Raw genomic sequence first — 26,170 nt, 5'->3', positions numbered from 1 at the left:
CGAGCGGCACGCGGGCCGGCGCGCAGGAAAACCTTTCCGAGTGAGGGGGCGGGCGGCGATGCACGGCCGCACCGACCGTCGAATCGCTGCGCCAACCCTGCGACGGCGAGCGCCCCCAGGCCCCAGGCGACGGGCCCGCGCGACCGAAACAGTCGGACGGGACTCGCTCCCGCACGTTCCCCATGTCCACCCAGCAGCCCACGGATCCGAGGAGCAGCGCCCACGACGGCGAGCCGGACCAGCCCGAGCTCGAGCGCCGCGTCGCGCGCAGTTCGCTGTTCACGGTCGGCGGCTACGCGGCGTCGAACGTCCTGCGGCTGTTCAGCAACGTCGTCCTGGCCCAGCTCCTCCTGCCCGAGGTGTTCGGCGAGATGGTGCTCGTCGGGCTGTTACTGCTGGGCATCGGGATGTTCTCGGACGTCGGCATCGGCCCGTGCCTCGTGCAGAGCCGCCGCGGTCGCGAGGAAGCCTTCGTCCACACCGCGTTCACGCTGCAGGCTCTGCGCGGATTCGCGATCGCCGCGCTCGGATGGGTGATCGCGCCGACGTTCGCCGGGTGGTACGACGAGCCGAGCCTCGTCTGGCCGATCCGCATCGCCTGCGCGACCGCCGTTCTCCAGGGCCTCAACTCGACCAAGTGGCACACGGTCACGCGCGACCTCGCGCTGGGTCGCAAGACGATCGTCGAACTCTCGACGCACGTCCTCTCGATCACGATCTGTGTCGTCTGGGCCTACTTCGATCGCTCGGTCTGGGCGCTGGTCGCGGGCTCCGTCGTCCAGGCGGCGGGCGTCGCGATCGGCAGTCACATGGCGTTGCCCGGAGCACGCGACGGCCTGCGCCTCGAGCGCGCCGCGCTGGTCGAGATGCTGACGTTCGGTCGCTGGGTCTTCGTCAGCACCTGCGTCACGTTCCTGGCGTTGCAGTCCGACCGCCTGATCCTCGGCAAGCTGGTCGAGAGCCTGGGACTGCTCGGCGTCTACGGCATGGCGGTGACCATCGCGTCGATCCCGACCATCCTCGCCGGACACCTGTCGGGCAACGTGCAGTTCCCGTTGCTCGCCGTGCACGACCGCCGCGACCCGAGCGCGCTCGAAGAGGCTTTCCTGCGCCAGCGCGAGACCCTGCTCGTGGCGCTCGGATCGATCCTGCTCGCGGTCTTCTGGTTCGCGCCGCTGTTCTTCCGCACGCTCTACCCGGAGGACTTCCTGTCCGCCGGTTGGATCGCGCAGTGGCTGTGCGTGGCCGGTTGGTTCGCGCTGCTCAAACAGACCTCGGATCGCGTCCTGCTCGTCCGCGGCGCCACGCGCGCACTGGCCGGCGTGAACCTCGTCGCCTTCCTCGCGCGCGCCGCCGGCACGATCGTCGGCTTCCACTTCGCGGGCATGCACGGCTTCCTGGCCGGCCTCGTGATCGGTTCGATGATCGAACAGCTCGTCGTCCAGCGCGTGGTCCTCGCCCTCGATCTCGACGTGCGCCGCCAGGACCTGCTCGCGTCCGCCGTGGCCGCCGCGGTGATCACCGCGGGGTGGCAGGTGCGCGAACTCGTCGACACGGGCCTCGTGTCCGGTCCCGCGGCGCCGCTGATCGAGATCGGGCTCGGAGCGGTGCTGCTCGGACTCGTGACGGCCCAGACCGTCGTGCGGTACCGCCGGGTGGGTCTGGCCTGATGGGGCCGATCGTCCCTCTCACGCTGTTCGGCTGGGCGGCGCTGATTCCCGGTCTGTTCGCACTGATCGGAGCGCGCCGGGCCGTCGCGGTCGCCTACGTCGTGGGCTGGCTGTTCCTGCCGGTCGCGACCTACGACCTGCCGCTGGTCGAGTTCGACAAGACGGCGGCGATCGCGATCGGTTGTCTGGCGGGCGTGGTGCTCTTCGACCTGCCGCGTCTGCTCGCGCTGCGGCCGCTCGTCGTCGATCTCGGCGCGATCGCCGTCGTCGCGGCGCCGTTCTTCAGCAGCCTCGCGAACGATCTCGGTCCCTACGACGGCTTCGCGAACAGCGTCGCGCGCGTGTTCATGTGGGGCGCGCCGTACCTGTTCGGTCGACTGTACTTCGCGGACCGGGGCGGCATGGTCGAGCTCGGCCGCGCGATCGTCTGGGGCGGACTGGCGTACGTGCCGCTGTGTCTGTGGGAGCTCAAGATGAGCCCGCAGCTGCACGCCCAGGTCTTCGGCTTCTACGCGCACGCGAGCGGCTTCACCCAGGTGATGCGCTTCGGCGGTTGGCGCCCGACCGTGTTCCAGCACCACGGCCTGATGCTCGGGATGTGGATGGCGATGAGCGCGTTGGTCGCCTACGCGCAGTCGCGGAGCGGTGGTGCGCGGCGCGGTGCCGCCGAACCCACGCTGCTCGGCGTGCGCATGCTGTGGTGGGCGGTTCTGCTCGCGGGCGTCACGGTGCTGTGCAAGTCGAGCGCCGCGATCGTCTGGATGGGCGCCGGCATGGCGTTCCTGTGGCTCGGGTCGCGGACGGGCACGCGGGGGATCGCCTGGGCACTGGTGGCCGTGCCGCTCGTGTACGCGGGCGTGCGCACCACGAACGTGTGGGACGGTTCGCACCTGATCGAGGGGCTCGAGGCGCTCGGCTTCCCCGAGGAGCGCGTCGAGTCGATCGACTACCGCTTCGAGGCCGAACGCCTGCTGGCCGACAAGGCGCTCGAGCAGCCGCTCTTCGGTTGGGGTGGCTTCGGGCGCGGCTTCGTGCCCTGGGACCGCAGTCCGAGCGGCTTCGTCGTGCCCGACGGTCTGTGGACCCTGTACCTGAACATGAACGGGCTCGTGGGCCTGTTCGGACTGTTGTGGTTGATGCTCGCGCCGCTGGTCCTGTGGCTGCGCGCCCATCGCGGCTCGAACTGGATCCGCGGCGACGCGGCGGTGGGGGCGGGCCTGGCGCTCGTGGTCGCGCTGTTCGCCGTCGACTGCCTGCTCAACGCGATGGTCAATCCGATCTTCCTGGTCGCGACCGGAGCGGTGTGCGGGCGAGCCGTGCACGCGGGCGTGCCGCGCCGGGTGACCACGAAGAGGGCGACGAGGGTGCCTGCGCCGACGATCGACGCGGTGCCCGCAGCGAGCACCGCGCGCCCGGTCGTCGTCGCCGGCGGCCCGGGAGCGCGACTGCACGCGCGCTGGCGGGCACGGGTCGCCGCGTCACGTCGCGCGCTGCCGAGCGCCCTCCCCGGTCAGCGGTAGGTGACGGTCAAGGTGGCACCGAGGTCGCCCTCGCGCAGCATCCCCCCTTCCAAGGTCGTGTCGCAGGCAGCCTCCGTGGTCTCGCCGTCACGCACGAGCATCAGCGGAAGACCTCGAGCCACGGCGTCGGTCACGCTGCGGGCCGGGCTGACGGTCTGTGGTCCCGTGTCGTAGCCGAGCCCGTGCAGTGCGCGTTGCCCACTTGGGGCGTTCCGCGCGGCCGCGAACGTCGATCCGCTCACGCCGACGATCAGATCCCCCGGACGCAGGTCGTAGTCGAGCAGGACCGAGCCGGCCTCGATCGCGTCCACGCGCAGCGCATCGTGGGGATGCCCGTTCCACAGGACCTCCGACGTCGGGACGCTGAACTCGAAGGTCCCGATGCGGTACAGACCCGGGAGCAGGTCGCGTGCCACGCCCCGTCCGAACGGGTCGAGTGCGACGGGATTCAGCCGCCCGGAGTTCGAACGGTTCGATCCGGTCGGAGCGATCTGGACCAGTTGCTCGGCGAAGGCGGGCAACCGCAAGCGCACCAGATAGGTGGAAGGTCCTCGGATCGGCAGCGTCGTGCGGTCGGAGCCCACTTCGACGGTCTCGCCGAGCGAAGTGAGGACGGTGCGAGTCACGCTTCGGAGCGTGGCACGGACGGACCAGGCTCCAGGCTCGAGGTTCTCGAACAGGACCGACCCGTCGTCGAGGTTCGCCGAGTCCGTGTGTGTCCTCGGGTTGGCTCCGAGGTGGTGGCGGTGCAGCTGAGACTGTCCGACCCGCCGCGACAGGTCGACGTCGAGGAGCGCGCCCTCGATGGGCTCGCCCGGCCACTCGAGCTGCACGAGGAGCGATCCGCGCGCGATCGCCGAGACGGTCACGACCTCGTCGCCGACCGGAATCACCGTCTCGATCGTCGCCAGCTCCGGGTGTGACACGAGAAGGACGTCCTCTACTCCGCTCGACGCGTCGGGGCGCGGTCCGCCCGAGCGCATGTTCAGGAAGGTCCGCAGGTCCAGTTGAACGAGTCGTAGCCCGTCCTCTCCGGTCCGTGTCGGAACATCGAGCTCGAGCGTGTGCAGGCGGCCGTCCGCCGTGCGACGCGCGCGAGTGAACGCGACGGTCTCCGGATCGATTCCGGCAGGGAGTTCCAGTCGGACGGGGAGCTCGCGTTCGGCGCGCGTCCCCACGTCGAATCGGACGCGCGGTCGTTCGCGACCGTCGAGGCGCAGCTCCTGGTGCGCCAAGACGACGGACCGAGCTTCGGGGATCTCGGGCGCGCCGACCGAGAGCACGATGGCATGGCGACCCAGGCCGGAAACGCGCAGACCGCGGTCGAGGACCTGTTCGGCGACCTGACCGTGGCTCCAGTCGCTGCGAATCTCCTCCGCTCGGATCGGATCGGTCGCCAGATCGCGGTCGTCGGGCAGCGGCACAGCGGCGACGAGAACACCGGTGCGGATGCTGCGGTCGAGTTCACCGTCGAAGTCGAGTTCCACGTCGGACCACGTTCTGACGCTGACGGCGACCGACTGCCCAGCCTCGGGACTCTTCAGGTTGAGCACGCCCGAGAACGACTTCCAGGGCGGGTTCGAGGTCGCCGTGCTGCGCACCTGGATGGACGTCGGGCGTGCCGGCACGACGACATCGGGCCGCGAGCGCTCCCAGTCGATCGTGCGCGACGTGCGGTGTCCCATGGGGCTCTCCGCCGAAATCGATACCGATGCGTTCGAGATCGGCTGACCCAACTCGTCGCGCGGGTCGAGTGCGACGGTGACCGTGGGAGAACGGGTCAACTCGAGCGCCCTTCCCGGGCGCAGGCTGGACGCGTTCCAATCGGCGTCGAACCATCCGAAATCGGCAGCGATCGCTACCCGGTAGCGCGCGTCGGCATCCAGGCCGTCCACCGACCAACGTCCTTCAAGGTCGGTGCGGTCGGTCCACACGCTCGCGTCGACCTCTTCCCAGTAGCGCTCTGCCTGGGCGAGGTAGTCGTCCAGCGGAACGACATCGCTCTCTCCAGCAGGTCCGATCCGCGCGGCGACCGGCAACGGGCTCCGCATTCGCAGGGGGACGACCTGGACCGGCACCCCGGCGAGGGGCGCACCCTCCTCGTCGAGCACGCGCCCCTCGAGCGTGTGTTCGGTCGTGTCCTGCACGGCGACGGTGGAGAAGGCCACAGCACCGCCGAGCAGGAGGCCGCCGACCAGGATCGCTGCACGGATCATCGGGCATCCTCCCAGGCGATCGTCTCGGTGCCGGCCACGACGTCGATCTCGAACACGTCGTCCACGAGGACACGACCGTCCGCCGCCAACGGACACACGCGGTAGCGGCCCTCGGGCAGTTCCCCCAGGTCGCAGCGGCCGCGCACGTCGAGCACGAGCACGGTCGCCCGTCGGTTGTTCCCGATGGAGGGGTGACGGATCACTGTGGTGTCGTCGCGCGGAGTCTCGTGCGCCGCGTCGACGAACAGGAAACGCGCGCCCGCACGTCGCTCGCCACCGTCGAGCACGACCGGGACAGCCATCGGGAAGTCCGTGGTCACGGTCGGCGTTGCGCCCGGTTCGATCTTGAGGGTCTCCTCCAGCGCCACCATCGGTCCAGCGCTCGCCGTCTCGAAGACCACCACGAGTCGCCACGTACCGGCGGCGAGGCCGTCGAATCGCACCTGGCCCTCGGGTGAGACGAAGGCCCGCCGGCCACGGCCAACTTCACGCATCTGGGCGTAGCTGCCGGCGGCGCCGTTCGAGCCGCGCACGAGCAGCATGTGGATCGACTCGCGCCCGGAGAGGTTGCTCTCCCCGTAGCCGTCCAGCTGCAGCGTGAGCGAGCCGGGCGCGAGGAAGTCGACCTGGAAGAGGCGCTGACCGAGATCGCCCTCCGCCGAGGCCATTCCGCGGTCGGCGTCGACGACCAGTGCGCGCAGGCGCGTGGCGCGCGGATCGATGGCGCCCACGCGCACCCAGTGCAGCCCTTCGGACGAAAGCGTTGCGAGTCCCTCGGCGGCCGGCAGCCACGAGTCGTCCACGAGTTGTTCCAAAGTCACGCGTGCGTCCAGGAGACGGCGACCGCGCGAGTCGAGCGCGGTGACGATGGCATGTCGATCGGGATCCGGTGCGGGAACGTCGATCGCGATGCGGTTCGGCCCGGCGACCACGTCCACATGGCGCACGAGCACGGCGCGATCGTGGTCGACGCGCAGAACCACGGCGTGCCGCCCGGGCTCGAGGTCGTGTGCCACAACGGCGCGGCCGACGATCCAGTCGTCGCCTCCCGCTCGGAACCGGTTCGCATCCAGGTCGAGCTCCTCGCCGTCCGCGAGTGGGACCACGTAGATTCCGCGGCGTCCGGCGCCACCAGAGCTGCGCCACGGGTCATCGAGATCGATCTCGAGCCAGGTCCGCACACCGACCACCAAGCGGAGCGTCTCACCGTCCTGGGCCAGCATGTCCACCGGCGTGGGCGGACTCATCAGATCGGCCACCACGTTCACGCGCGGAGGCAGCGACTCGACTCGGCGTTGCTGGCCGACGAGCGCGCGAATGGTCACGACCTGTTCGGTCGTCGTCAGGACCGGCGAATCGGGCGTCCAGCGAAAGGCCGACGTACCCGAACGGCGACGGATGTGGATGAACGCCGACTCCGGCACCCGCCCGTCTTCGTCGACCACTTCCAAGCGGACGCCGCGCGGTTGCTTCGTCGTGACGGTGAAGTCGTCGCCGGGTCGCTTCATGCCGATCTGGCTCGGGTGCGTCACCGCGTCGGCGGCCGCGACCGTGACCCGATAGTCGCGCCCAGGTTCGAGCGGGGAGAGTTCGAAGCGTCCATCGGCCGACGTCACGTACGAACGCGTCTTCGTCGCGGACTCGCGCCAGTTGTTCTCGGCCGCTGCCAGGTGCTCCTCGAGCGTCCGGGTCACGTGCAGGGGCCGTCCGTACTCGGCGTAGTCGACGAGCGGGGGGTCGTCGTCCCGCACGCACCAGACCAAGGCGCCCTCGAGCGGTTCACCGGCCGCGTCGATCACGAGGCCGCGCAGTGAGTTCGCCGGATCGCTCCCAACGTCGACCTCAGCGTCCTGATCGAGCGTCTGGGTCAGGCCGGTCGGAGTGGGCGTCGCACCGCCGCTGGGTGGTCCAGGTGTGATGGACGTGGCCAGCAGTGCGAGCAGAACGGGGACGACGACACGGAGCGACGAGCGATCGAACATGGAGCGAGCGAACTGGAGGACGGGAGCGTGGCGCAGTGGCTCCAACGGGTGGAGTGCGCGTGCGGTTCGCACTGTACGCCGCCGGACCTACCCGACTTGGCGACTCGAGCTACCGGCTCGTGCTCCGCGAGGCTCCGGGTGCCTCTCAGGCCGCCCGCTGCGTGTCCTCGCGCGCTCGCGAGAGTTCGCTGGGGCGCTCGCTCGCCCCGCCACGGAACGAGTGCCGCACCAGATCGCCCAGGAAACCCGCCGGATCGGTGTCGGGCTTGCGCTGGATGGCCCGGCGCAGGCGCCAGAGCGCGAAGCACGTCGCGTACGCGGCGTCGATCGCGAAGGCGCCGAGCGCCCCGTGGTGGCGACGCAGATAGCGACGGCGCGACTCGAACCAGTAGGGCGGGCGGCGGCGGTTCTGGTCCTTCGCGTTCGTGACGCCGGTGCTCTGGCCGACGAGGTGCACCACGTGACTCGACGGCACGTACCAGGACTCGAAGCCGGCGTCGGCGGCGCGGCGGCAGAAGTCGGTCTCCTCGAAGTAGAGGAAGAAGCCCTCGTCCATCGGGCCGATCGCCTCGAACACCGCGCGGCGCACGAGCATGCTCGCGCCCGCGACCCAGCCGGTGCGGCTCGGCTCCGAAGTGATGGGCGCGAGGATGCGGTGGCGTTCGAGCAGCTTCGTGACCGGACCGAAGCGCAGGCCCGAGTCGATCTCGGACAGGAGGCTCGGGAAGCGGAACGTGCTGGCCTGCGCCTCGCCGCTCGGGTGCAGCAGCTGGCTGCCCGCGATGCCCGCCGCCGGCGTCGAATCGAGGAACGCGACGAGTTCGTCCACCGCGCCGGGCAGGACGCGCGCGTCGGGATTGAGCAACAGGACGTGGTCGGGCGGCGCGTCACTGCGCAGCGCCGGCTCGATCGCCAGGTTGTTGCCGGCCGCGAAGCCGCCGTTGGTCGGCGCCGCGATCACGTCGCACCACGCGCCGAAACCGCTCCTCTCGACGAAGGCGGCCAGGCGTTCGGCCGATCCGTCGCCCGACGCGTTGTCCACGATCACCGTCCGCAGGTCGTTCCGAGTCGTCCGGAGCTCGGCCGCGATCGACACGAGTCCGTCCTCCACCAGCTCGGCGGTGCGGTAGTTGACGACGACGATCAGGACGTGGGACACGGCGCGTTCCTACCTACCACCAGGGCGAGTTCTGCGAGCTGAACAGGCGCACGGCGCGGAACTTCGGCGCCTCGTCCGGATCCTGCGTCGAGCGTTCGAGGAGGCCCCAGCTACCGAACTTCGACGGTTCGTCCGCCAGGTTCCACAGGAACATCTCGTGCGCGCCGCTGTTGCGCCAGCCTTCGAGGAAACGCGTGTACAGGGCGCCCATGCGATCGCTGCGATTCGCGCCGACGAAGAGGTCGGTCAGAGCCTGGTCGTTCTGCCACGCCCCGATCCCCGCCAGGTGTTGACCGGCCTCGTAGGCGAGCAGCGGAAGCCCCTTGGCGCTCGACAGCGTGACGTTCTCGACCACCTTGTCGAGCGTGAAGTCGACGCTGTCGTCGAGCGCCTTCCAGAACTCCTCGCTGCTCATCTGCAGCACGCCGGCCGCGTTCTCCGGCGACCCCAGCGTGGCGCCGAAGTAGGGCGCGACCGCGTACGCGTCGGCCTGCTGCCAGGCGTCGTCGTGCTCGAGGATCACCTGGCCCGTCCACGGGTTCACGGATTGGCCGGCGAGCACGCGCACCAGCCGCTCCGGTTCCTGCGAGAACACGCCGCTCCACACGCCGAAGACCTCGACGGCGCGCTGGCTGTACCACCGCAGCTGGTTCTGGAACGCCGAGCCCGAGAGCCCGAGCAGCGCGCCCTGCTGGTTCGCGTACTGGGCCTGGGCGAAGCCGCCGTTCCAGACCTCGTTGGAGAACTCGACGAAGACGCGACGCTCGGGCTCGAGCTGCTCCTTCACCCGCGTCGCGAAGTGCTCGACGTAGTCGTCGCTCGCCAGGTGCGGCATGCAGAACCAGGCGTCGGCGTCCAACATGTTGCAGAGCGCGATCATGTGCTCGAGGCAGACGCCGCTCTCGCCGGTCTGCACGGCGTCGCTCGGCAGCGAGCGGTCGGACCACTCGCGCACCTCTGAACCGTTCGTGCGCTGCCAATCCATGAAGCGGATCGCGCGGAACTCGGACAGCAGCTGGAGGAAGCGCGGGTGGAACAGACCGTGGTCGTCCGGGTCGATCCCGGGCGGGAACAGGCGCACGTTCCGCACGGGATCGGTCGGATCGGTCGCGGTCAGGCGCAGCTGGATGCCGGACGTGCTCGGCGTCGCGATCGCGAGCTCCATCCGGTTCGGCTCGGTGGCGACGACGGTCGGATCGCCTTGGATCTGGAACGTGCCGCTCCCGTCCCAGCGCAGTTCGTAGGTGCCGGCCGCCAGCAGTCCGTCCGGCCCGCGCGCGATGAGCACGCTCGCCGCCTGGTTCGGCAACAGCTCGGTGACCCAGCCGTCCTCGTCCAGAGCGAGCGGCGGACCCGAGTCCCAGGCCCACGTGGAGAGATCCTCCCGGTGCCAACGCGACGCCTGCTTGAACAGGTTCGAATAGACCTGCTGCGCGGCCCAGTAGTGCAGTTCGGGCACGTTCACGGCCAGCGGCGCCGGGTGCGGCCCGGGCGGCAGCGGCGCCGTGACGACCTGGTCCTGCCGCGCGTCGGCGGCGGTCGGCAGAAGGGCGTAGAGACCCAGCGCGAGCGGCGCGGAGGCGGTGGCGAACAGGGCGAGAGCTCTCATCGAAGTGAAGGATTGCGTCGCGGGGCGGTGAGGGTGGAGCCGTTGGACCCGGACGGCCCTCGCCCGGGTTCCACCTGCTCGCACCCGTCGGCCTCAATAGGCGCCCTTGCCCGAGATAACGGCTTTCGCGGTTCGTGCGAGCAGCTTCAGGTCGGTGCCGATGTGCACCTCGCGGCTGTAGCGCGCGTCCATGCGCATCCACTCCTCGAACGACACGTCGCTGCGCCCGCTGACCTGCCAGTGGCACGTCAGACCGCCCTTGAGCTGCAGGCGGCGGCGGTGCCAGCGCGCGTAGGCCGGCACTTCGTCGAGCGTCGGCGGGCGCGGTCCGACCAGGCTCATGTCGCCGACGAAGACGTTCCACAGCTGCGGCAGTTCGTCGAGGCTGAAGCGGCGCAGCACGCGTCCGATCGGCGTGACGCGCGGGTCGTTCTTCATCTTGAAGACCGGACCGTCGGCCTCGTTGTCGCCGGCGAGCTCGCGCTTGCGTGCCTCGGCGTCCACGTACATCGAGCGGAACTTGTAGAACGTGAACGGACGGCCGCCGACGCCGGCGCGCTGTTGGCGGAACAGGATCGGGCCGGGGCTCGAGAGCCGCACGGCCAACGCGATCGAAAGCAGGACCGGCGAGAGCACGGTCAAGAGCGTGAGCGACCCGACGACGTCGAGCGCGCGTTTGAGTGGCGGCGTGGGCTGTAGGAACAAGTCCTCGATGTCGTGCACCTCGCGACCCAGGTCCTCGCGCACGGCGGCGATCGAGTCGGCCGGGCCGTCGGGCTTGCCGGCCAGTGCGTCGCGCGCATCCGTGACGAGCCGCGTGAGTTCGGCGACCATGGCTTCGGGCAGGATGTGCTCCGGGAGGCCGGTGCTGACGCCGGGCGTGCCGTCGAAGCTGTCGGTGCGGCGGCGGGCGGGCGCCTTCTGCTCACCGAGCGTGTCCTGGTCGCTGTATACGCGCACGTCCGCGGGCAGGTACTGACGCGCCAGGTCGCCGAGCACGCGGTCGGCGAAGATCCACGCGCCCTTCGCGTCCGTCGCGGCGAGGATCACCGCGAAGCGCGTCCGATCGAGGCGTCCGAGCACGTCGGACTCGCGCAGGCGTTTCGCGATCGCCCGGGTGAGTCGCAGGATCGGGCGCGCGTCCTCGCTCGCGGGTTCGAACACGACGAGCGAGAAGTTGCGCGCGCCACGTTCGGCGAGCGCGCGTTCACGCTGGAAGAAGCGCTCGAAGTCGCCGATGGGCGCGACACTGGGCAGTTCGGGCCGAGAGCCCGGCAGCCAGTGCCAGAGGGGCGGGGACACCTTCATGGTTGTTGGACGCCCTGAGGAGGGAGCGGGCGCCCCGGGTGGATCGGATCGGCGGGCCGCGTCACCCGAACCCAATCGTCGAATTCCCCGGGTGGTCGGTCCGCTCCGCGCTCAGAACCACCAGCCCCAGTCGCCGGTCGTCGCCGCGATCACCGCCAATGCCCCGTTGACCAGCGCGTGGGCCCAGACCGCATCGCCGAGCCGGCCGCGCCGAGCCGCCGCGAGGCTGAAGAGCACACCCGCGAGCACGCCGCCCACGATCGAGGTGTGCAGCAGTCCGAACGCGAGGGCCGAGCCGAAGACCGCGAGCGGCGCGGGCCTTCGGTACGAGACGCGCTCGAAGTCGGCGGAGACGAGTCGGCGCTGCACGAAGCCGCGGAACGCGAGCTCCTCGACGAGCGGCGTCACCACCGCGTACCCGAGTGCCGCCGCGATCCAGAAGCCGCTGCGCGCGAGGAGCGAAGCCCCGTCTAGCCAGGCCGGTGGCGCGCCGCCCGCGCCCTGCGCTGGATCGACGGCCATCCACAGGCCGAGGCAGGCCGCGGCCAGGAGCCAGACGTGCAGTTGCCGTGCGCCGTCGAAGAAGCCCCGCAGGCCGCCGATGCGCGGCAGGGCGCCGCGCAGGCACGCGAGGACGAGCGCCGCCACCGCGACCCGCGCCGGAGCCGACGTCGCGCCCTCGTCGAGGAACGCGCCGGCGACGAGTCCGGTGCCGACGACGGCGAGCAGCGGCACCAGATAGGCGGTGGTCGCCGGGTCGCGGCGCGTCGCGACGGGCGACGGAGCGAGAGCGGCGACCGTGTTCGGGGACGGACTCGACGACGTGCTCGAAGTCGGGCTCGCGACGCCCGCGGTCGGAGCCGCTTCACCGCCTGCGAGTGCGATCGACCGGGGCCGGAAGGCCGGCACTCGCGTCGCGATCCACACGCAGCCGAGCGCGACCGCGATCAACGGCGGCCAGCCCGCGTGGGTGTGGAACGCGTCGACGGCCAGCTGTGGGTCGACGAAGTGTCCGAGCGCGATCAGGGCCGCGATGCGCGCCGCGTTGAAGCCCCACACCAGCACGAGTCCGGCCGGCATCAGCCACAGCGCGCGGGACAGGCGCAGTCGCCGCCGCGCGAGCACCAGGAACGTGCCGAAGAACAGTCCGAACAGGGCCAGTCCCTCGAGTCCCGAGCAGTACTTCGTGACGATGACGCGGAAGGACTCCGTGCCCAGGATGCGCGTGCTCTCCTCGAGGTACACGCCGTCCGTGTAGAGGCCGACCATCGCCGCCGATGCGCGCAGCGTCACGTCCGCGAGCGGGCCCCACAGGAAGTAGTTGCCGTCGATCCAGAAGCCGAGCCAGAAGAGCGTCGAGCCGATCACCGCTCCACCTGCGAGCGCATCGACGAGCGGTGCTCCGGCGGCGCGCCAGGCTCGGGCCGGCGCGGTCGCGAGCAACGCGCCGCACAGGGCCAGGATCCCGGCCGCGCCCCACAGGAGCGGCAGCACCGCGTCGAGCAGCGGGAGCGTCGAACCACCGGCGAGGACCAGTTGCGACAGCGCCGTGAAGACGCCGGCCCACAGCACGTGCGCCACCGCGGCCCGCGCCCTCGCGCCGCGCTCGAACGGGTGCTCCCGATCGTGCTCGTGTTCGAAGAGCCTTCCGAACGCCGCGCGCCAACGCCCCGCACCGAGCAACCCGACCGCGGCGACGATGCACGCGCCCCAGGGCACGTTGTGGCTGAGGCTGCGCAGTGGCTCGACCCACCACAGGTCGTGCCCGATCAGCGACCTCGTGTCGATCATCCGCAGCGCGAGCAGGGCTTCGCACAGCAGCACCGCCAGCAACGCGGTGAAGCGCGCTTGAGCGTTCGCGGTGGACGGCGACGTCGACCGATCGAGGGACTGGCTGTGGGCCACGGAGACTGGTTGGGGCGAGCGACGGGGCGGGGCCTTGGGCGAAGCGTCTCGGGGACCGCTGCGCGCCGTCGTGGGACGGTCGCAGCGGCCCCGGAACGACTCGCGGCGCGCCTCCTTCATCGGAAGGAGGCGCGCCGCGCATCGAGTCGAACTCGGGTCCGGCCGTGGATCAGGCCTCGAGGAAGTCCTCTTCACGACGCCGCGCGCTCAGGACGAGGGCGCCGCCGATCATCAGCAGGAGGCCCGTGCCGAGCAGGTTGGCGTCGATCTCCGGCACACCGGTCGGGGGCGGCGGATCGACCGGATCGACCGGGTCCATGGGGCCGGGGCAGACCTCGCCCTCGCCGCACTCCTCCTCCTCTTCACCGCCCGGGGGCGGCGGGATGACGATGGGGGGATTCTGCGAGCTGCGCACGACGCGATCGCCCTGGGTCATGACCGCGGCGAGCATGCCCGTCATCGGGGTGTCCGCGGGACCGGGGCGGGTGCCGGGGTTGGACGCGCCCGAGGTGGACTGGGTGAAGCGCTCCGCCAACGGGATCGAGAGCACGCGGGGATCGACCTGGGGCGCGCCACCGGACGCGCGACCCGAACCCAGGGCCAGCACGGGGGCGGGCGGGGGCACGTCGGGGTCCTGGACCCGCGCATCGGGGGCGGTGGCCGACGGGACCGGGGCGGCCGCGCCCGGACTGGACGCGAGGCCGGGGGCGCCGGTCGAGACCGCGATGGCGGCCTGGGCGGGCGAGCCGGCCAGTCCGCAGCCCTGCACCGCGACGGTGCCGAGTGCCAGGGCACCGGCCAGGAGGACCGGGAGGCGCAGCTTGGTGGGCGAGGTGGTCATGTGGAGTGGTGCTGGGCCCCACCGGGGTGGAGATGGTGGGGCGGCTATCGGAAGGTATCCCTGTGGGCGGCGGATGAGCGGTATTTGGTGAACATTTGGCGCCCATCCGGGTGCGAGGGCCGGACGGCGCGCCGCTGGACCCGGGCACCGACGGGTCGCCGAGGGTCGGAAGAGGGCGGCCCGGCGCCGCACCGGTGCGCGGCGGGAGGCCGCCCGACCGGCCCGGAGGGCTAGACTGCGCCGCCCGGGCTCCCCGACGCCGGCACCCCCCGCCGCCGGGTCCCCCCCAAAGCGCCCTTCCGCCGCTCCGAGCCGCATCCCGCATGTCCCGACCCGTCTGCCTCTTCACCGGCCAGTGGGCCGATCTCCCGCTCGAGGAGCTCGCCGACAAGGCCGTCTCGTTCGGCTACGACGGTCTCGAGCTGGCCTGTTGGGGCGACCACTTCGACGTGCGGCGCGCGCTGGCCGAGGACGACTACTCGGCGCGCCTCTGGGAGGTCCTGACCGAGCGCGGGCTGACCTGCCACGCGGTGTCGGCGCACCTGGTGGGACAGGCGGTGTGCGACCGGATCGACGAACGCCACCGCACGATCCTGCCCGAGCACGTGTGGGGCGACGGCGATCCCGAAGGCGTGCGCGAGCGGGCGGCCCAGGAGATGATCGCCACCGGACGCGCGGCGCGGCGCTTCTTCGACGCGGCGCCGCACGGTGTGAAGGCCGAGCTCGAAAGCCGCGGCCGCGCCGTGGTGAACGGCTTCACCGGCTCGTCGATCTGGCACCTTCTGTACTCGTTCCCGCCGGTCACGCGGGCGATGCTCGACGCGGGCTTCACCGACTTCGCCACCCGTTGGAAGCCGATCCTCGACGACTTCGCGGCGCACGACGTGGGCTTCGCGCTCGAGGTCCACCCGACCGAGATCGCGTTCGACATCGCCACGACGAAGCGCGCCATCGAAGCGATCGATCGGCACCCGGCCTTCGGCTTCAACTACGACCCGAGCCACCTCGCCTACCAGGGCGTCGACTACGTGCGTTTCCTGCGCGAGTTCGGACCGCGCATCTTCAACTGCCACGTCAAGGACGTGCACTGGAGCGAGTCGGGGTCGGCGATCGGCGTCTTCGGCGGCCACACGGACTTCGGAACCGACGAGCGCTTCTGGGACTTCCGTTCGCCCGGGCGCGGTCGCGTGGACTTCGAGTCGATCATCCGCACGCTCAACCACATCGGCTACGAGGGCCCGCTCACCGTCGAGTGGGAGGATCCGATGATGGATCGCGAGGCCGGCGCCACCGAAGCGGCCGGCTTCGTGCGCGGACTGGACTTCGCGCGCTCGAACATCGCCTTCGACGCGGCGTTCAGCGAGTAGATCGCGGCGCGCGACACCGTCCATCGCCCCAGGTGCGTCACACGATCGCGCCGGCACTCCCCCCAGACCGAACGACCATGACCCAGTCCGCTGTTCCCGGCGTGAAGCCGCGCCTGTCGGCGATGATGTTCCTGCAGTACGCCATCTGGGGGGCCTGGCTGCCGCTCCTGTGGCCGTTCCTCGAGAACGTGCGCGGACTCACCGGCGAGCAGATCGGCAACGTCTTCGCCGTCGGCGCGGTCGGGGCGATCGTCGCGCCGTTCATCGCCGGACAGATCGCGGACCGCTACTTCGCGACCGAGAAGTTCCTGGCGCTCAGCCACGTGCTCGGCGGACTGTTGGTCTGGCAGTTGGCGAGCATCGAGAGCTACGAGGGCATCCTCGGTTTCTCGCTGGCCTACTCGATCATCTACTCGCCCACGCTGTCGCTGACCAACTCGATCGCGTTCCACCACCTGCCCGATCGCGACCGCGACTTCGGCAAGGTGCGCGTGTGGGGCACGGTGGGCTGGATCGTGGTCGGCATCGGCATCGGGCAGTGGCTGTTGATGCGTCACAGTCCCGCGGGTGTCACCGGCGATGCGCTCGACCTCGCGCGCTACGAGGGCATGGCCGACGCCTTCAGGCTCTCGGCGATCCTCGGCATCGCGATGGGTCTGTTCTGCTTCACGCTGCCGCACACGCCGCCCGCGCGCGGCGAGGAGAAGAACGCCACGTTCGAGGCCCTCGGCGAGGTCGGGCGCACGCGCACGCTGCTCGTCCTGTTCCTCCTCGCGGTGCCGGTCTCGTGCATCCACCAGTTCTACTTCGTCCACACCGCGGGCTTCCTCGGGCAGTTCCAGAGCGGCGCGGCCGAGACGATCGACAAGGTGTTCGGCGTCGGCGGCGGCGGCCTGATGACCATCGGTCAGATGAGCGAGATCGCCGTCCTGGCCCTGATCCCCGTGGTCGCCAAGAAGGTGCCGCGGCGCGCGCTGCTGGCCGTCGGACTGTTGGCCTACGGCCTGCGCATGGCGATCTTCGCCCACGCCGACGCGCTGCCCGAAGCCGTCCGCACGCCGCTCGTGATGTTCGGCATCGCGCTGCACGGGCTGTGCTTCGGCTGCTTCATCTTCGTGGCCTTCATGGTCGTCGACGAAGAGACGTCGAGCGACGTGCGCGCCAGCGCCCAGAGTCTGTTCAACCTCGTGATCGTCGGCATCGGCATCATCGTCGGTTCGATGATCGCCGGCCGCGTGGCCGAATGGGCGAAGCTCGAAGGTGGCGGCACCGACTACGAGCGTCTGTTCTCCGTCCCGATGTGGGCCTCGCTGGTCTGCCTCGTGCTGCTTCTCGTCTTCTACCGCGCCGGCGCCCACGACCCCGCCCGACGCGTTCCTTCCGACACCGGTTCCTGAACCCTCCCTCCCCATGTCCTTCCTCCGCACGACCGTTCCGACCGCACTCCTCGCCTCGCTTCCGCTGCTGCTCGCGAGCTGCGGCACCCTGCCCAAGAACCAACTCACCGAGAAGGAGGCGAGCGAGGGCTGGGAACTGCTCTTCGACGGCGAGAGCCTCGAGCACTGGCGCGGTTTCAAACAGGACGCGGCACCCGCCGGATGGGTCGTCGAGAACGGCTCGATCCACCTCGACGAGCCGGCCGGCGACCTGGTCTCGCGCGAGACCTACGGCGACTTCGAGCTCACGATCGACTGGAAGATCGGCCTCGGCGGCAACAGCGGCATCTTCTTCCACGTCACCGAGGACCACGACTACGTCTGGGAGACCGGCCCCGAGTTCCAGATCCTCGACGACGAGCGGCACCCCGACGGCGGCAGTCCGCTGACCAGCGCTGGTTCGAACTACGCGTTGCACGCGCCGGACCGCTCGGTCGTCAACACCACTGGGGCCTACAACCGCGCGCGCCTCGTCGTGAAGGGCAACGACGTCGAGCACTGGCTGAACGGGCAGAAGATCGTGTCCTACTCCCTGCGCTCGCCGGACTGGTTCCAGCGGGTGGCCGAGTCGAAGTTCAGCACGATGCCGGACTACGGACTCGCCCGGGAGGGACACATCGTTCTCCAGGACCACGGCGACGCGGTCTGGTTCAAGAACATCAAGATCCGCCGTCTGTAGACCGAAAGCCGCCTTTCGACCGCTATCCTGCCCGCCCGAGGCCGAGCCGACGACCGGCAGCCCCATCCGACCATGAGCGACTCCAACGACCCGATCGTCCCCATCCGTCAACTCGCCCCCGTGATCCTCCTCGGAGCGGTCCACGGGCTGGTGGGCGGCGCCATCCTCTCCGGCATGGCCGGCTTCGACTTCGCCTACTTCCTGCCGGCCGGAACGATCGCCGGCGCCGCCATCGGACTCTCGGTCGGAACGATCCTGAGCGCCGCGTCCGACGACTCGTCGCTGTAGGAGTTGGCGCCGTAGGAACCGACTCGGTCGGACCCGGCGCGGTCGTGCAGCGCGGTTCGGACGGGCCGCGCCCTGGTGCATCGGGCGGCGTCCGCCCTGCGAAACGCTCCCCGTGCAGCACCCGATGAAGCAGACAGGCAAGCAGGGTGCGGCCGGTCCCGACGGAACCCGTCCGCCGGTCGTGCTGGTCGACGCCGACGGTCGCGCTCTGGGTGAGGCGCCGCTCGTCGACGCCCACACCGGGCGCGGGCTCAAGCACCTGGCGTTCACGGCGCTGCTCTTCGACGCGGACGACCATCTCGTCCTCGCGCGCCGCAGTGCGACCAAGCCCCTGTGGCCCGGAGCCTGGGACGGGACCTTCGCCAGCCACCCCGGCGTGGGCGAACCGATGGGGGACGCCGTGCACCGCCGCTCGGGCGAGGAACTGGGCCTGTCGGTGGCCGGCGTTCCGCTGGCGGCGATCGACTACCGCGTGGACGATCCCGCGGCGGGTGCGGACGCGCCCTTCGCCGAGCACGAGTACTGCGCCGTCTACCTGGCGCGGCTGGCACCGGGCGACGAGCTCGTCCCCGACCCCGGCGAGGTCCGTGGCCTGCGGCGCGTGAGTCTCGCGTCCCTGCTCGAAGCGTCGCCCGCGGTCTGGCGCGACCACTGTCCGTGGTTGGCGTTGGCGCTCGAGGCGCTGCGCTGCGAGCTCTCCGGAGCGCGGCACGAGCGCGCGCGGGCCTTCGACGGAGCACTGGCCGCCCTGCGCTCGGACGGCGCCGGTCCGGCCCTGCGCGCTGTGATCGCCGACCTGGTTCCGAAGGGCGAGTGGCGCGTGGCGCCCGTGCTTCAGAACTGGAAGTAGATGAACGGCTGGTAGTCGGGCGCCGTCAGTGCGATCGCCAGCGCCGCCGCGACGCCCAGCGCGACGTCGCGCAGCCAATCCGCGCGCTTCGCCGCCCAGTCGTAGCCGATGCGGCGGTAGGCCACGAAGTGACCGCCGAGGAAGACGAGCAGGAAGGCGCCCCAGGGCCACAGTTCGGCGCCGGGGTCGCTCGCAGCGGTCGCCGCGGCGGCCGACGCGCTCCCGCCGAGCAGGCCCTCGAAGTACCGACCCGCGACCTCGAGATCGGGCGTGCGGAACACCACGAAGGCCAGCATGAACACCAGTTGGGTGTGGATGGCGCCCAGCGGCGTGCGCTCGAGCTTGGCCGTGAACGGCAGGGCGCGCTCGGCGATCAGGAACGCGCCGTGGATCGCTCCCCACAGGACGAACGTCCAGGCGGCGCCGTGCCACAGGCCGCACAGGAGGAAGACGGTGCACAGGTTGACGGCCGTGCGCACCGTGCCGCCGCGGTTGCCGCCGAGCGGGATGTACAGGTAGTCGCGGAACCAGGAGCTGAGGCTGATGTGCCAGCGGCGCCAACCGGTCGTGACGCTCGTCGCGAACATCGGGAACGCGAAGTTCAGCGGCAGGCGGTAGCCCAACATCCCCGCGGTCGCGATCGCCATGTCGCTGTAGCCCGAGAAGTCGCAGTAGATCTGCGTGTAGTAGGCGGCCGCTCCCATCCACAGCTCGGCCGGCCCGTGCGCCGCGGGATCGCCGAAGACCGTATCGACGAAGGGCGCGAGGTTGTCCGCCACGCAGGCCTTCTTGACGTAGCCGAACAGGAACATCCAGGCCAACGCGCGGTACTGCGGCGTCCAGAAGTGGCGCGGTTCGGTGAGTTGCGGCAGGAAGTCCGAGGCGCGCACGATCGGACCCGCGACGAGCTGCGGGAAGAAGGCCACGAACAGCGCGAAATCGCGCGGATTGCGGCAGGTCGCGAGGTTCCCGCGGTAGACGTCGATCGTGTAGCTGAGCGTCTGGAACGTGTAGAAGCTGATGCCGACGGGCAGGAGCCACCCCAGCGTGTCGACGTGCGCCTCGAACCCGAGCGACTCGATCAGCGCGGCGCCCTGGGTGACGAAGAAGTCGAAGTACTTGAACAGGCCCAGGACGCCGAGGTTCACCACCAGGCTGCCGAACATCCACAGACGTCGCGTGCGCCGTGGAGCGTCCGCGCGCCCCAGCGCCAGGCCCGCGGCGTAGTCGACGATCGTCGAGAGCACGATCAGGCCGAGGAAGCGCCAGTCCCACGCCGAGTAGAAGACGTAGGACACGAGCAGCAGCCAGTTCTTTCGCGCGCCCTGGCCCCGCAGGATCCAGTGCACCGCGAAGACGATCGCGAAGAACGCGAAGAAGCGCAGCTCGTTGAAGTACATGGCCGCGGCTCAGTCGCGTTCGCTGGCTTCGATCAGGTCGGCCAACTCGTTGGCGAACACGCGGCTGAAGTCGGCCGCGCCCGCGCGCGTCAGGTGCTGGCGGTCGAAGCGCTTCTGGGTCACGTACAGACCGGGGAAGCGCGTCGGGTCGTTGAACGAGAGCAGGTGGCGGATCTCGCCCAGTTCGAGAAGCGCTTCCCACCGCAGGTCGCGGCCCGAGTAGGGCGGAACCGCGTGCACGACGGTCAGTCCGCGCGCTTCCAGCCAGTCCACCTGGCGCCGGTGCGAGGCGAGGTCGTAGTCGTCGAGGATCCCGTCGCGCGGTGTCGCGCCGGTGCGCCAGGAACGCAGGAGTCTCGTGACCTGTTGCTCGTACTCGGTGACCTTGTCGCCGCGGAACGTCGCGCCGCGTTTGACGATCTTCGGGTCCGTGTCGTCCTCGAGGGCGAGGTAGCCGCCGGCTCGCGCCGAGGCCACCTTCTCGGGCGGCAGCGAGTCGAGGCCCAGCGCGCGCCGCAGGAACTCTTTGCCCGTTCCGTAGCCGCTGAGACGCCGAGCGGCGAGACGGGCGTGCGTGGCGGCGATCTCGACCCGTTCGTCCCGTGGGCGGTCGAGGTCGAGCGCGGCTCGGACGACCGCGGCGCTCTGCCCGAGCGTGTGCCAGAACAGGTAGCGGTAGCTCGCCGTGTTCGCGTTCTTGGTGTCGGGGTCCCAGGGGTTCGGTTCGACCACGACCCACGCGAGTCGATCGCCGGCCGCCTCGACCGCGGTGCGCAGCACGAAGTCCGCTTCCCAGTCCACCATCCCCGGCGCCGACGCGTTGTAGCAGCGCAGGTCGTGCCCGCGCTCGGCCAGGATCGCGTCGACGATGGCCGGGTCGATGCCGCGGTAGATGCCGCTCGGACCGACCAGCAGGATGTCGAAGCCGCGCTCGTCGCTCGCGATCGCGTCGATCTTGGGGCCGACGGCCGCGTCACTGGGCCAGGGCAGACCGAACCCGATCGCGAGTGCGGTGGCCACGAAGGCGAGCGTGACGCGCAGGGTCGACGCGACGGCCGAGCGGGGGGAGGGGGACGACATGGGCTTGTCCCCGAGTCTACCTCCGCGAACGGGTGATCTCCCCGGGGCGCTCCGCCGGTCGGCGCGCCCCGAGGTCCTTGCGATCAGGCCTCGTAGCCGAGGTTCGACGCGAGCCAGCGCTCGGTGTCCGCCTCGGTCCCGCCGATCCGCCGGGTGTAGTCGGCGACCTGGTCGCGCTGCAGCTTGCCGACGTTGAAGTAGCGCGCTGCGGGATGCGCGACGTACAGGCCGCTGACGCTCGCCGCCGGCCACATCGCCAGGTTCTCCGTCAGGCGCAGGCCCAGGTCCTCGGCGCCGAGGATGCGGAACAGGTCCGTCTTCGGGCGGTGGTCCGGGCAGGCCGGATAGCCGAACGCCGGGCGGATGCCGCGGAAGCGTTCGCGCATCAGGTCCTCGTACGAGGTGCCTTCGGCGTCCGGGTGGCCCCACTCGGCGCGGGTGCGCGCGTGCAGGAACTCGGCGAAGGCTTCGGCCAGGCGGTCGGCGAGCGCCTTGACCATGATCGAGTTGTAGTCGTCGTGCGCGCGTTCGAACTCGCGGGCCAGCTCGTCCGCGCCGAGACCGGCCGTGACGCAGAAGCCGCCGACCCAGTCCTCGAGACCCGACTCGCGCGGCGCGACCCAGTCGGCCAGCGACACGTTCGGCCGCCCGTCCGTGTGCTGGTTCTGTTGGCGCAGCATGGGGAAGCGCACGAGCTCGCGCGTCCGCTCCTCGTCCTCGAACAGGACCACGTCGTCACCGACCGAGTTCGCCGGCCAGAAACCGTGCGCGCCGCGGATCTTCAGCAGTCCTTCGCGCTCGATCCGCTCGAGCATGGCCGTCGCGTGCTCGTACAGCTCGCGCGCGGCGGGGCCGAGCTGCGGATCGTCGAGGATCTTCGGGAAGCGCATCTTCATCTCCCAGGTGGAGAAGAAGAACGTCCAGTCGATGTACGGCAACAGGTCGGAGACGGTCACGTCCTCGACGCGCCGGACGCCGGTGAACGACGGGCGCGAGACCGAGTCCGCGGTCCATTCGATCTTCGGCGCGTTGCGGCGCGCTTCGGGCAGGCCCAGGAGCTGGCGCTGCGTGCGTCCCGCGTACTGCTCGCGCAGCGTGTCCTGTTCGGAGAGGACGTTGCCGAGGAAGTCGCCGACGCCCTTCTGGTCGAGCAGCGACGAGACGACGCCGACCGCGCGCGACGCGTCGTGGACGTGCACGACGCCCTGCGCGTACTTCGGCGCGATCTTGACGGCGGTGTGCTGTTTGGAGGTCGTGGCGCCACCGATCAACAGCGGCGTCGTCATCCCGCGGCGCTGCATCTCGGCCGCGACCTGGACCATCTCGTCGAGCGACGGCGTGATGAGGCCCGAGAGCCCGATCACGTCCGCGCCCTCGCGCTGGGCCGTGTCGAGGATCGTGTCCATCGGCACCATCACGCCCAGGTCGACGACGTCGTAGCTGTTGCAGCCGAGCACCACGCCGACGATGTTCTTGCCGATGTCGTGCACGTCGCCCTTGACCGTGGCCATGACGATCTTGCCCTGGGACGTGCTGTCGCCCTCCTGGCGATCGGCGTCCATGTAGGGCTCGAGGTAGGCGACCGAGCGCTTCATCGCGCGCGCGCTCTTCACGACCTGAGGCAGGAACATCTTGCCCGAGCCGAACAGGTCGCCGACGACGCGCATGCCGTCCATCAGCGGACCTTCGATCACTTCCAGCGGTCGCGCGTACTCCTGGCGCGCCTCCTCGGTGTCCTCCTCGATGAAGTCGACGACGCCGTGGATCAGCGCGTGGACCAGGCGCTCCTGCACCGAACCCGCGCGCCAGGTGAGGTCGATCTCGCGCTTCGTGCCCTTGCCGCGCACGGTCTCCGCGTGCTCGACCAGGCGTTCGGTGGCGTCCTCGCGGCGGTCGAAGATCACGTCCTCGACCAGTTCGAGCAGTGCGGCCGGAATGTCGTCGTACACCACCAGCTGGCCGGCGTTGACGATCCCCATGTCCATGCCCGCCTGGCGCGCGTGGAACAGGAAGGCCGAGTGCATGGCCTCGCGCACCACGTCGTTGCCGCGGAACGAGAACGACAGGTTGGAGACGCCGCCCGAGACGTGCACGCCCGGACAGGTGGCGCGGATCTCGCGCGTGGCGTCGATGAACGCCTTGCCGTAGGAGGAGTGCTCCTCGATGCCGGTGGCGATCGCGAGGATGTTCGGGTCGAAGACGATGTCGTTGGCGGGGAAGTCGACGACCTCGCGCAGGATCTTGTAGGCGCGCTGGCAGATCTCGACCTTGCGCTCGACCGAGTCGGCCTGACCGGTCTCGTCGAAGGCCATGACGACCACGCCGGCGCCGTAGCGCTTGATCTCCTTCGCCTTGGCGATGAAGTCGGCCTCGCCCTCCTTGAGCGAGATGGAGTTGACGATGCCCTTGCCCTGCACGCACTTGAGGCCGGCCACGATGACGCTCCACTTCGAACTGTCGATCATGATCGGGATGCGCGCGATCTCGGGCTCGGCGGCCACGAGGTTCAGGAAGCGCGCCATGCAGGCCTCCGAGTCGAGCATCCCTTCGTCCATGTTGACGTCGAGGATGTTCGCGCCGCCGCGCACCTGTTCCAGCGCCACGTCGAGCGCCGCGTCGAACTCGCCCTTCTCGATCAGGCGGCGGAACTTCTTCGAGCCGGTGACGTTCGTCCGCTCACCGATCATCTGGAAGTTCGAGTCCTCGCGGATCGGAAGGGTCTCGAGGCCGGAGAAGTGCGTGACCGAGAGATCGCGCTCGGGCAGCGCGCGCGGCGTGACGTCGCGCGTGGCTTCCGCGATCGCGCGGATGTGGTCGGGCGTCGTCCCGCAGCAGCCGCCGACGATGTTGACCCAACCTTCGGACGCGAACGTGCGCAGGAGGCTGGCGGTCGTCTCGGGCCGCTCGTCGTACTCACCGAAGGCGTTCGGCAGGCCGGCGTTCGGGTAGCAGCTGACCCAGGTGCCCGCCGCGCGCGACAGTTCGCTGACGTAGGGCTTCATCTCCGACGCCCCGAGCGCGCAGTTGATGCCGACCGAGAACGCGCCGGCGTGCTCGATCGAGCGCAGGAACGCGTCCAGCGTCTGACCGGACAGCGTGCGCCCCGACGCGTCGGTGATCGTGACCGAGATCATGACCGGGATGCGGTACCCGAGCTCGTCGAACACGCGCTCGACGGCGTAGATCGCGGCCTTGCAGTTGAGTGTGTCGAAGATCGTCTCGATCAACAGCACGTCGACCCCGCCCTCGATCAGCGCGTGCGTCTGCTCGACGTAGGCCTCGACGACCTCTTCCCACGTGACCGCGCGGTAGCCGGGGTCGTTGACGTCGGGCGAGAGGCTGAGCGTCTTGTTCGTCGGACCCAGGGCGCCGGCGACGAAGCGCGGGCGCGTCGGGTCCAGAGCCGTGACTTCGTCCGCGACCTCGCGCGCCAGCCGCGCCGACTCGCGGTTGAGCTCGACGACCAGGTGCTGCGTGTCGTAGTCGGCCTGCGCGATGCGCGTCGCACCGAACGTGTTCGTCTCGAGGATGTCGGCGCCCGCGTCGAGGAACGCGCGGTGGATGTCCTTGATGACGTCCGGGCGCGTGAGCGTGATCAACTCGTTGTTGCCCTTGAGCGACGACGGGTGGTCCGCGAGGCGCGTGCCGCGGAAGTCGCTCTCGTCGAGCTCGCGGCGCTGGATCATCGTGCCCATCGCCCCGTCGATGACGAGGATGCGCTCGCGGACGAGCGCATCGAGTCGGGCAGCGGTGTCGGGCGCAGCGGTGCGACCGCTGTCGACGCGGGAGGCGTCCATGGGGGGGCTCTGAGTCATCGGTTCGAGAAGCTGGACGCGAGATCCACCGCGGTGGTCCGGTCCGACGCGCCGCGGTCTTCGTGGTCGGCGAGCGTCGCGACGCTCCCGACGGCGACCAGCGTCATGAAGTGGGGGGGGTGGGGATCGCGGGCCGCGCGCACGATTGCAATGTCCTGGAAGCCTGCCGCCTCGAGATGGTCGCGCAGTGCGGCTTCCGTGAATCCAAGGTGAACGTCGCCGAGGCGCTCGCGCACCCAGGTCTGGGTGTGGGCGAGCAGGTCGAGGATCAGCACCCGACCGCCGGGCTCGAGGATGCGGCGCGCTTCGGCGAGTGCCTTCACCGGCTCCTTCGCGTGGTGCAGCGCCTGGCTGAACACCGCCAGGTCGCAGGACCCGGTCTCCAGCGGCAGGTCCTCGATCTCTGCGCGCAGGGTCTCGATGTTGTCGAGGCCCGCGCGCTTGGCCCGCGTCGCCAACTGGCCGAGCATCTCGTCGTCCCGGTCCACGGCGCAGACCGACTCCGCGCGCTCGGCGAGCATCAACGTCAGGAGTCCGTCGCCGATGCCGAGGTCGACGCAGCGCCGGCTCGGCACCAGCATCAGCGCGGCGCGGGCGAGTCCCTCCCAGGTGCGCCCGGGCAGGGCCTCTTCGCCGAAGGCGGCGGCGATGCGGTCGAAGTAGGCGCGGTCGTGGTGGCGGCGGCGTTCGAGCACGGACTCGAGCCCCGCCAGGTCGGCCTGGAACTCGGAGCAGTCGCGATGGCGCTCGAGGACGCGGGCGGCGAGGTCGGCCGCGGGTCCCGGCTTGACCGTGTACATGCTCTTGCGCCCCAGCCGCCGGTCGCCGACCAGTCCCACCTCCTTGAGCAGGGTCAGGTGGGCCGAGACCCGGCTCTGTCCGAGGTTCAGGATCTCGATCAGGTCGGTGCCGGAGAGCTCTTCCGCGCTCAACAGGTGGAGGAGGCGCAGGCGGGTCTCGTCGCCGAGTGCCTTCAGGAGCCGCGAAGAGTCGACGAGGGTGCCAGGAACCATCCAAGCAGGGTATCCGGTTTTCTTGATCGGTC

The 26,170-nt window shown here is 70.4% G+C and carries 18 protein-coding genes; 7 read left to right on the top strand and 11 right to left on the bottom strand.

The features are described from left to right. Positions 1-182: 182 nt before the first annotated feature. Positions 183-1,670 carry an oligosaccharide flippase family protein gene (locus Pla163_RS15465; RefSeq protein WP_145190502.1) on the top strand — a complete coding sequence of 496 codons (1,488 nt, stop codon included), beginning with the start codon at positions 183-185 and terminating at the stop codon, positions 1,668-1,670. After that, complete coding sequence (locus Pla163_RS15460) at positions 1,670-3,190, top strand: hypothetical protein (RefSeq protein WP_145190499.1); 1,521 nt, start codon at positions 1,670-1,672, stop codon at positions 3,188-3,190. Before Pla163_RS15465 ends, Pla163_RS15460 begins: the two co-directional genes overlap by 1 nt. Here Pla163_RS15460 and Pla163_RS15455 read toward each other — a convergent pair. The 7 genes from Pla163_RS15455 to Pla163_RS15425 form a co-directional block, all read right to left on the bottom strand. Next, a complete protein-coding gene (locus Pla163_RS15455; RefSeq protein ID WP_145190496.1) occupies positions 3,181-5,406 on the bottom strand; it encodes a hypothetical protein in 2,226 nt (741 codons plus the stop codon). The two genes, Pla163_RS15460 and Pla163_RS15455, sit on opposite strands and share 10 nt — an antisense overlap. After that, positions 5,403-7,388: a hypothetical protein gene (locus Pla163_RS15450; RefSeq protein WP_145190493.1), complete on the bottom strand. Its 1,986-nt coding sequence runs from the start codon at positions 7,386-7,388 to the stop codon at positions 5,403-5,405. The genes Pla163_RS15455 and Pla163_RS15450 overlap by 4 nt, the downstream gene beginning before the upstream one ends. A 145-nt stretch (positions 7,389-7,533) precedes the next feature. Then, positions 7,534-8,547, bottom strand: coding sequence for a glycosyltransferase family 2 protein (locus Pla163_RS15445; RefSeq protein WP_145190490.1), 1,014 nt, complete (start codon positions 8,545-8,547; stop codon positions 7,534-7,536). Between the two features lie 13 nt (positions 8,548-8,560). After that, complete coding sequence (locus tag Pla163_RS15440) at positions 8,561-10,156, bottom strand: hypothetical protein (RefSeq protein ID WP_145190487.1); 1,596 nt, start codon at positions 10,154-10,156, stop codon at positions 8,561-8,563. 93 nt (positions 10,157-10,249) lie between these two features. After that, positions 10,250-11,458 carry a sugar transferase gene (locus tag Pla163_RS15435; RefSeq protein ID WP_419186003.1) on the bottom strand — a complete coding sequence of 403 codons (1,209 nt, stop codon included), beginning with the start codon at positions 11,456-11,458 and terminating at the stop codon, positions 10,250-10,252. Between the two features lie 117 nt (positions 11,459-11,575). After that, on the bottom strand, positions 11,576-13,369 hold the full coding sequence (locus Pla163_RS15430) for a CAAX prenyl protease-related protein (RefSeq protein WP_419186002.1): 1,794 nt from the start codon (positions 13,367-13,369) through the stop codon (positions 11,576-11,578). A gap of 169 nt (positions 13,370-13,538) precedes the next feature. Then, entirely contained in the window at positions 13,539-14,210 is a 672-nt protein-coding gene (locus Pla163_RS15425; protein ID WP_145190478.1) for a hypothetical protein, read from the bottom strand. A gap of 323 nt (positions 14,211-14,533) precedes the next feature. Here Pla163_RS15425 and Pla163_RS15420 point away from each other — a divergent pair, with 323 nt between their 5' ends. From Pla163_RS15420 to Pla163_RS15400, 5 genes are all read left to right on the top strand, one after another. Further along, the gene (locus Pla163_RS15420) at positions 14,534-15,577 is read left to right on the top strand and encodes a sugar phosphate isomerase/epimerase family protein (RefSeq protein WP_145190475.1); all 1,044 of its coding nucleotides are present in this window, start codon (positions 14,534-14,536) and stop codon (positions 15,575-15,577) included. A 77-nt stretch (positions 15,578-15,654) separates the two neighbouring features. Further along, positions 15,655-16,974: an MFS transporter gene (locus Pla163_RS15415; protein WP_145190472.1), complete on the top strand. Its 1,320-nt coding sequence runs from the start codon at positions 15,655-15,657 to the stop codon at positions 16,972-16,974. Positions 16,975-16,987: 13 nt separating this feature from the next. Further along, on the top strand, positions 16,988-17,692 hold the full coding sequence (locus tag Pla163_RS15410; RefSeq protein ID WP_145190469.1) for a 3-keto-disaccharide hydrolase: 705 nt from the start codon (positions 16,988-16,990) through the stop codon (positions 17,690-17,692). A gap of 72 nt (positions 17,693-17,764) precedes the next feature. Then, positions 17,765-17,980: a hypothetical protein gene (locus tag Pla163_RS15405; protein WP_145190466.1), complete on the top strand. Its 216-nt coding sequence runs from the start codon at positions 17,765-17,767 to the stop codon at positions 17,978-17,980. Positions 17,981-18,104: 124 nt separating this feature from the next. After that, positions 18,105-18,830 carry an isopentenyl-diphosphate Delta-isomerase gene (locus Pla163_RS15400; protein WP_145190463.1) on the top strand — a complete coding sequence of 242 codons (726 nt, stop codon included), beginning with the start codon at positions 18,105-18,107 and terminating at the stop codon, positions 18,828-18,830. On the opposite strand, the gene Pla163_RS15395 is transcribed toward Pla163_RS15400, so the two are convergent. The 4 genes from Pla163_RS15395 to Pla163_RS15380 form a co-directional block, all read right to left on the bottom strand. Beyond that, complete coding sequence (locus Pla163_RS15395; RefSeq protein WP_145190460.1) at positions 18,815-20,230, bottom strand: MBOAT family O-acyltransferase; 1,416 nt, start codon at positions 20,228-20,230, stop codon at positions 18,815-18,817. The two genes, Pla163_RS15400 and Pla163_RS15395, sit on opposite strands and share 16 nt — an antisense overlap. A gap of 9 nt (positions 20,231-20,239) precedes the next feature. Next, on the bottom strand, positions 20,240-21,310 hold the full coding sequence (locus tag Pla163_RS15390) for a hypothetical protein (protein ID WP_145190457.1): 1,071 nt from the start codon (positions 21,308-21,310) through the stop codon (positions 20,240-20,242). Between the two features lie 83 nt (positions 21,311-21,393). Beyond that, positions 21,394-25,107: a methionine synthase gene (gene metH, locus Pla163_RS15385; protein WP_145190453.1), complete on the bottom strand. Its 3,714-nt coding sequence runs from the start codon at positions 25,105-25,107 to the stop codon at positions 21,394-21,396. 14 nt (positions 25,108-25,121) lie between these two features. After that, positions 25,122-26,138: an ArsR/SmtB family transcription factor gene (locus tag Pla163_RS15380; RefSeq protein WP_145190449.1), complete on the bottom strand. Its 1,017-nt coding sequence runs from the start codon at positions 26,136-26,138 to the stop codon at positions 25,122-25,124. Positions 26,139-26,170 lie beyond the last annotated feature (32 nt).

It is taken from the genome of Rohdeia mirabilis, assembly GCA_007750655.1.
GTDB lineage: Bacteria > Planctomycetota > UBA1135 > UBA1135.
The sequence above is the reverse complement of the archived record's forward strand: the minus strand, read 5'-3'. Positions and strand labels throughout refer to the sequence as shown.

Excerpts from the sequence above, each read along its gene's own strand:
- Pla163_RS15420 (WP_145190475.1), top strand. The coding sequence starts at position 14,534 with ATGTCCCGACCCGTCTGCCTCTTCACCGGCCAGTGGGCCGATCTCCCG.
- Pla163_RS15410 (WP_145190469.1), top strand. The coding sequence starts at position 16,988 with ATGTCCTTCCTCCGCACGACCGTTCCGACCGCACTCCTCGCCTCGCTT.
- Pla163_RS15425 (WP_145190478.1), bottom strand. The coding sequence starts at position 14,210 with ATGACCACCTCGCCCACCAAGCTGCGCCTCCCGGTCCTCCTGGCCGGT.
- Pla163_RS15450 (WP_145190493.1), bottom strand. The coding sequence starts at position 7,388 with ATGTTCGATCGCTCGTCGCTCCGTGTCGTCGTCCCCGTTCTGCTCGCA.
- Pla163_RS15390 (WP_145190457.1), bottom strand. The coding sequence starts at position 21,310 with ATGTCGTCCCCCTCCCCCCGCTCGGCCGTCGCGTCGACCCTGCGCGTC.
- Pla163_RS15455 (WP_145190496.1), bottom strand. The coding sequence starts at position 5,406 with ATGATCCGTGCAGCGATCCTGGTCGGCGGCCTCCTGCTCGGCGGTGCT.
- Pla163_RS15465 (WP_145190502.1), top strand. The coding sequence starts at position 183 with ATGTCCACCCAGCAGCCCACGGATCCGAGGAGCAGCGCCCACGACGGC.
- Pla163_RS15400 (WP_145190463.1), top strand. The coding sequence starts at position 18,105 with ATGAAGCAGACAGGCAAGCAGGGTGCGGCCGGTCCCGACGGAACCCGT.
- Pla163_RS15405 (WP_145190466.1), top strand. The coding sequence starts at position 17,765 with ATGAGCGACTCCAACGACCCGATCGTCCCCATCCGTCAACTCGCCCCC.
- Pla163_RS15460 (WP_145190499.1), top strand. The coding sequence starts at position 1,670 with ATGGGGCCGATCGTCCCTCTCACGCTGTTCGGCTGGGCGGCGCTGATT.
- Pla163_RS15380 (WP_145190449.1), bottom strand. The coding sequence starts at position 26,138 with ATGGTTCCTGGCACCCTCGTCGACTCTTCGCGGCTCCTGAAGGCACTC.
- Pla163_RS15440 (WP_145190487.1), bottom strand. The coding sequence starts at position 10,156 with ATGAGAGCTCTCGCCCTGTTCGCCACCGCCTCCGCGCCGCTCGCGCTG.
- Pla163_RS15415 (WP_145190472.1), top strand. The coding sequence starts at position 15,655 with ATGACCCAGTCCGCTGTTCCCGGCGTGAAGCCGCGCCTGTCGGCGATG.
- Pla163_RS15395 (WP_145190460.1), bottom strand. The coding sequence starts at position 20,230 with ATGTACTTCAACGAGCTGCGCTTCTTCGCGTTCTTCGCGATCGTCTTC.
- metH (WP_145190453.1), bottom strand. The coding sequence starts at position 25,107 with ATGGACGCCTCCCGCGTCGACAGCGGTCGCACCGCTGCGCCCGACACC.